Annotated in this window: 2 protein-coding genes and 1 rRNA gene; 2 read left to right on the forward strand and 1 reads right to left on the reverse strand. The window is 66.6% G+C overall.

Annotation, left to right across the window (positions count from 1 at the left end):
• Positions 1–276 (reverse strand): 16S ribosomal RNA (locus BUF17_RS21890); the annotation flags it as partial.
• 1,099 nt (positions 277–1,375) lie between these two features.
• Here BUF17_RS21890 and BUF17_RS21895 point away from each other — a divergent pair.
• Together BUF17_RS21895 and BUF17_RS21900 are read left to right on the forward strand one after the other, a co-directional pair.
• Entirely contained in the window at positions 1,376–3,346 is a 1,971-nt protein-coding gene (locus BUF17_RS21895; protein WP_210215492.1) for a M23 family metallopeptidase, read from the forward strand.
• Between the two features lie 243 nt (positions 3,347–3,589).
• Positions 3,590–4,990, forward strand: a 1,401-nt coding sequence (locus tag BUF17_RS21900) for a methyl-accepting chemotaxis protein (protein WP_175563772.1), incomplete at its 3' end; no start/stop codon positions are given.

Below are 4,990 nucleotides of genomic sequence, written 5' to 3' on the forward strand. Positions count from 1 at the left end.
GATCATCCTCTCAGACCAGCTAAGGATCGTCGCCTTGGTAGGCCTTTACCCCACCAACTAGCTAATCCTACGCGGGCCCATCCCTTGGCGATAAATCTTTCCGCCTCAGCGCTCATACGGTATTAGCTAACGTTTCCATCAGTTATTCCGTACCAAGGGGTAGGTTCCCACGTGTTACTCACCCGTCTGCCACTCCCTCCGAAGAGAGCGTTCGACTTGCATGTGTTAGGCCTGCCGCCAGCGTTCGTTCTGAGCCAGGATCAAACTCTCAGGTTTAATAAGAGAATATCCCAGCACGATCACGTCATCGACGAGGTCTCATCTCAGATCCAACCCCGTCTCGCTTCACAGCGATCCAGAACCAGAACTTCTGAGTGAGCTCGGAAAACGTATCGCGCCGTCTTGTCTCTTAACCGGCAAACCCCTCTCAGAACCAGCCGCGCAAAACCGCGCCGCCTACGTTTCCCTTCCTTCCATCCAAATTGTCAAAAAACCGAGGAACCGATCCTCAAACCCGCCAAACCCGACACAAGCTCGCCACCGGATCAACCAACCCGGCATCAACGCCCGCATCTGATCGGGAGCACCAGGGCTTCCGCGCCGCCGTCGCCAGCAGCGCCGCCCCGTCTGTGAGGGGGCTTATAGAGCCCTCTCCCCGAAGCCGTCAACCACCGTCGTTCGAAAATTTTGGGCCCGCAGTGGATAATTTTGGAATCATAAGGAAAAACAACGGTTTGTGGCGAGCGCCGGCGAAGCGCTTACTCGGTAGCCAAGCGGTTCATCGCTGTGGAAGCGACAGGCATGGCCGGAAATCGACCTTTCCGACGCGGACGCGAGGCCGACGCCGAGTGCCAGACATGCCCCGTAAGGGTCCGCGACGGCAGACCGGAGCGCCAAGCGGATTTGGCGAATGGCGGGGCTCGTCGTGCGCGCGCGCTCGCGCGCGAATCTATAGCTCCGCAACGCCGTAACACGGCGCGCGCAGGCGACGTTGCCGCGGAAGGGGTTCGGCTGAGCCCGATCGCCCCAATGTCGACACGGTCACAGGCGACGCATGGAACCGAAGGTCGGTCCAGACGACCGAACGCTTGCTTTCCTTCGCCGGTGATGTCAGCGGGCGGGAACCGAATGAGAGCCGGACACGTCCGGCCGGCAGACACTATGTGGTTGACTCGATGCCTGCGCGACGACAGGGTCCGTCGCCGGCATCGCCGCGGCAGTCTTCAGGGCGGCGCGGCGATTGCGATTGATCGAACGAGGCAGGCGTGATGAGGGAGTTCCGGCGGCTGGCATGAAACGCGGCGTGCATGGTCGAACCCGCAGTTCCGGGACGCCTCAGGGGCAGATTCTCCTCGGGCAGGAACCTCCGCTTTTCGTGGCTGGCACCACGGAGACGCTGACCGGCCGACGGGCGGTGAGCGTGCGGTGGCTGCTGGGTACTGTGCTCACCGGCGTGACCTCCGTCGCTCTCATGGGCGGCGCGCTGACGGTCGCGCTCGACGGCAGCGTTTCGGTGGCCGCGCCCACGGGCTACGCGACGACCGCCACCGCGCTTCTCGACAATGCCTCCAGCCGCCTGCCCAAGAGCGATCGCGTCCAGGCGCCGCCCGAAGCGCCCGCCAACAAGCAGATCATCCAGGTCTCGACGGTCACGAAGCAGGGCGACAGCGACCTGATCCGGGTCAAGCCCTACGTCCACCTGTCGACGCCGCTCGCGACCACGACAGACCCCGACGCAGGCGACATTCCGGCGTTCGATCCGCTGCAGGCTTTCGCCGACACCAAGCTCTTTCCCGACCGGGCGGGCACGGATTCCATCTACGGCGCCGCCGTCGAGGGAGAGGTCACCGTCAGCTCCCACGACTTCCCCCTCGGCAGCCCGCTGATCGATCCCGACCTGACGCTGTCGTCGGACGAGGTCGAGCAGGTCGTGCGCGAGGACAGCCTCTTCAAGGGCGCCGATCCGAAGAGCTTCGCCGGCGGCGAGGCAACCCCGCAGCAGGGCGGCTTCGATCCGCGTTTCGCCTTCGCCTTCGCCGCCGTCGGCGCCGCGTCGTCGTCCTTCACCACTGGTCTTCAGGGGCCGGATGTGAAGATCGTCACCGAAAACGTCTCGGAGGTCGCCAAGACCGGCAAGACGGACGACGCTGCGGCGAGCGATGCCGGTGCCGCGGCGCCGGCGCGGACCTCATCGGACCTGATCGTGACGGTCGCCAAGGGCGATACCCTCGTCAAGATTCTCACCGCCGCGAAGGCGCGCGCGACGGATGCCAAGGCGATCGCCCGCATTTTCTCCAAGGAGAACGGCATCGACGGCCTGACCGCCGGCGAGAAGGTGCGGATCGGCCTGCTGCCCGATACCGACGATCCCGACGTGATGAAGCCCGCCCGCGTCAGCCTCTACGACGCCACCTCCCACCTCGGCACCGTCGCGCTCGACGACGACGACCGCTATGTGGTCGCCGAGGAGCCGCAGGACGACTTCATCGAAGACTCGTCCGTCGAGGAGGCAGCACCTGTCGAGACCGACGGCAGCACGCCGACACTCTATGAGAGCCTGTTCCAGACCGCACGCCGCGAAGGCATGCCGGAGGCGCTGGTCGGCGAGATCGTGCACATGTTCTCGTTCGACGTCGACTTCAACAGCCGCGTGCGGGCGGGCGACAAGCTCGAGATGTTCTATGCCGACGACGCGGATGTGGGCGACGGCGCGCCCCCGGACGTGCTGTTCGCCGCCCTCACCGTCGCCGGGCAGCAGAAGCGGCTCTACCGGTTCCGCGCACCGGACGATGGCAGTGTCGACTATTATGATTTCAGCGGCCGCAGCGCGCAGAAATTCCTGATGCGCAAGCCGATGAACGGCGGCATCTTCCGCTCGGGCTTCGGCGGGCGGCGCCACCCCATCCTCGGCTATGTCCGCATGCACCCGGGCGTCGACTGGGCCGCCCCACGCGGCACGCCCATCGTCGCTTCCGGCAACGGCGTCGTGAAGGAAGCCGGCTGGAAGTCGGGCTACGGCAAATGGGTGTTGCTCGGCCACGGCAACGGCTACGACACCGGCTACGGCCACATGTCCCGCATCGCCGACAACCTGCGGCCGGGCCAGAAGGTCCGTCAGGGTCAGGTCATCGGCTATGTCGGCTCGACCGGCCTGTCGACGGGATCGCATCTGCATTACGAGGTGCACATCAACGGCACCCCGGTCGATCCGCTGCGCATCCGCCTGCCCCAGGGGCGCGAACTCAAGGGCACCGTGATGGCGGCGTTCTCGAAGGAGCGCCAGCGGGTTGACGACCTCGTCGGCAGCAGCGGCGGCAAGCCAGCGGACGTCGCACAGGCCAACTGACGCGCGGGCGGCGGGATGCTGCCCGCCCCTCCACAACCGGACCGGAATGGACGGGCCGCCGGTGGCGCCGGTGGCGTGCGCGAATCTGTACGTTTTTGATTGCTTCTTCAGCGACGCGGCGGCTCAATGGTCGCGCGGGCACCACGAATGGTCGCCTGGCGTTATAAAAATGCATCCAACAATGGATAAAACACGCGGAGCGGTTTGCCTGACATTCAGAGTTGTGACGCAGGAGGGGGTGCCGTGGCTACAGCCGGAGCCGATGAAGCCGTCGCGTTTGACCTTGCCAGCCGTGCCGACCCGCATCCAGGCCGAAGTCCGTTTCTTTCCAGCCTCAAAATACTGCCGAAAATTCTGATCGCCGTCGGTATTCTCGCCGTTGTCGCCGCCGGGATAACCGCGGTCGGTGTGACCGCGCTGTCCAGCCTCGACGAAGCGGCGGGCCGAATGGACAACCGGGCGACCGCAGCGCTCGCCGCCGCCCGGCTGAACGCAGCCGTCATCGCGCTGAACCGCGGCGAATTCCAGGTCGCCGTCGACCCGCTGCCGAAGAACCGCACCGCGGTCGAGAAGGCGATCGAGGCCGACAAGGCCGATACAGAGGCGCTGCTGGCGCAACTCGAAGCGCAGCTCGGCGGCGACGACAGGAAGCGTGTCACCAAGGTCAAGGACGTCTATATCCGCTACCGGGCCGAGCTGCAGAGCACGCTGCGCACGGCCGATGAGATCACCGCGGAGACCCTCGCCGACGACATCGGCTATCTCCAGGACGGCGCCATGCGCAGCCGCGCGCTGGCCGAGACGCTGAGGACCCGCACCCAGGAGCTCGCGAATGCTCTGGCCGACGACGTGAACGGCATCTCGGATGCGGCCCACGCGGAATATCGCCGGATCTCGCTGGTGATGATCGGGGTGGCTTCGGGCGGGATCGTGGCGGGGCTGGCGCTCGGCGTGCTCATCGCCCAGTTCGGCATCGCCCGGCCCATCGGCGCCATCGTCGCCACCCTCCAGCGCCTCGCCGCCGGCGACTTCTCCGCCGAGATCGTCGGCGATACCCGCAAGGACGAGGTCGGCGACGTCGCCCGGACTGCCATCGTCTTCCGCGAGAACGGCCTCCAGAAGGCCTGCCTCGAACGCGACGCCGAGGAGACCAAGGCCCGTGCCGATGCCGAGAAGCGCGCCGCCATGCACGCTCTCGCCGACGGCTTCGAGGCCTCTCTCGGCGGCATCGTCACGGTCGTCTCCGCCGCCGCGACCGAGCTGGAGGCCACCGCCCAGACCATGACCGCCTCCACCGGCGAGACATCCTCCCGCAGCGCCGTCGTCGCCGGTGCCTCGGAGCAGGCCTCCGCCAACGTCCAGACCGTCGCCGCCGCCGCCGAGGAACTCGCGAGCTCCGTCGCCGAGATCGGCCGCCAGGTCGAGGAATCCGCCCGCATGGCCCGCGAGGCCGCCGACCATGCCGGCGACACCGCCGCCAAGATGCAGACCCTCTCCGCCGCCGCCGGCGACATCGGCGCCGTCGTCGATCTCATCAGCGCCATCGCCCAGCAGACCAACCTGCTCGCCCTCAACGCCACCATCGAGGCGGCGCGGGCCGGCGATGCCGGCAAGGGGTTCGCCGTGGTCGCCGCCGAGGTCAAG

Origin of the sequence: Pseudoxanthobacter soli DSM 19599 (assembly GCF_900148505.1) — a bacterium.
GTDB classification, from domain to species: domain Bacteria; phylum Pseudomonadota; class Alphaproteobacteria; order Rhizobiales; family Segnochrobactraceae; genus Pseudoxanthobacter; species Pseudoxanthobacter soli.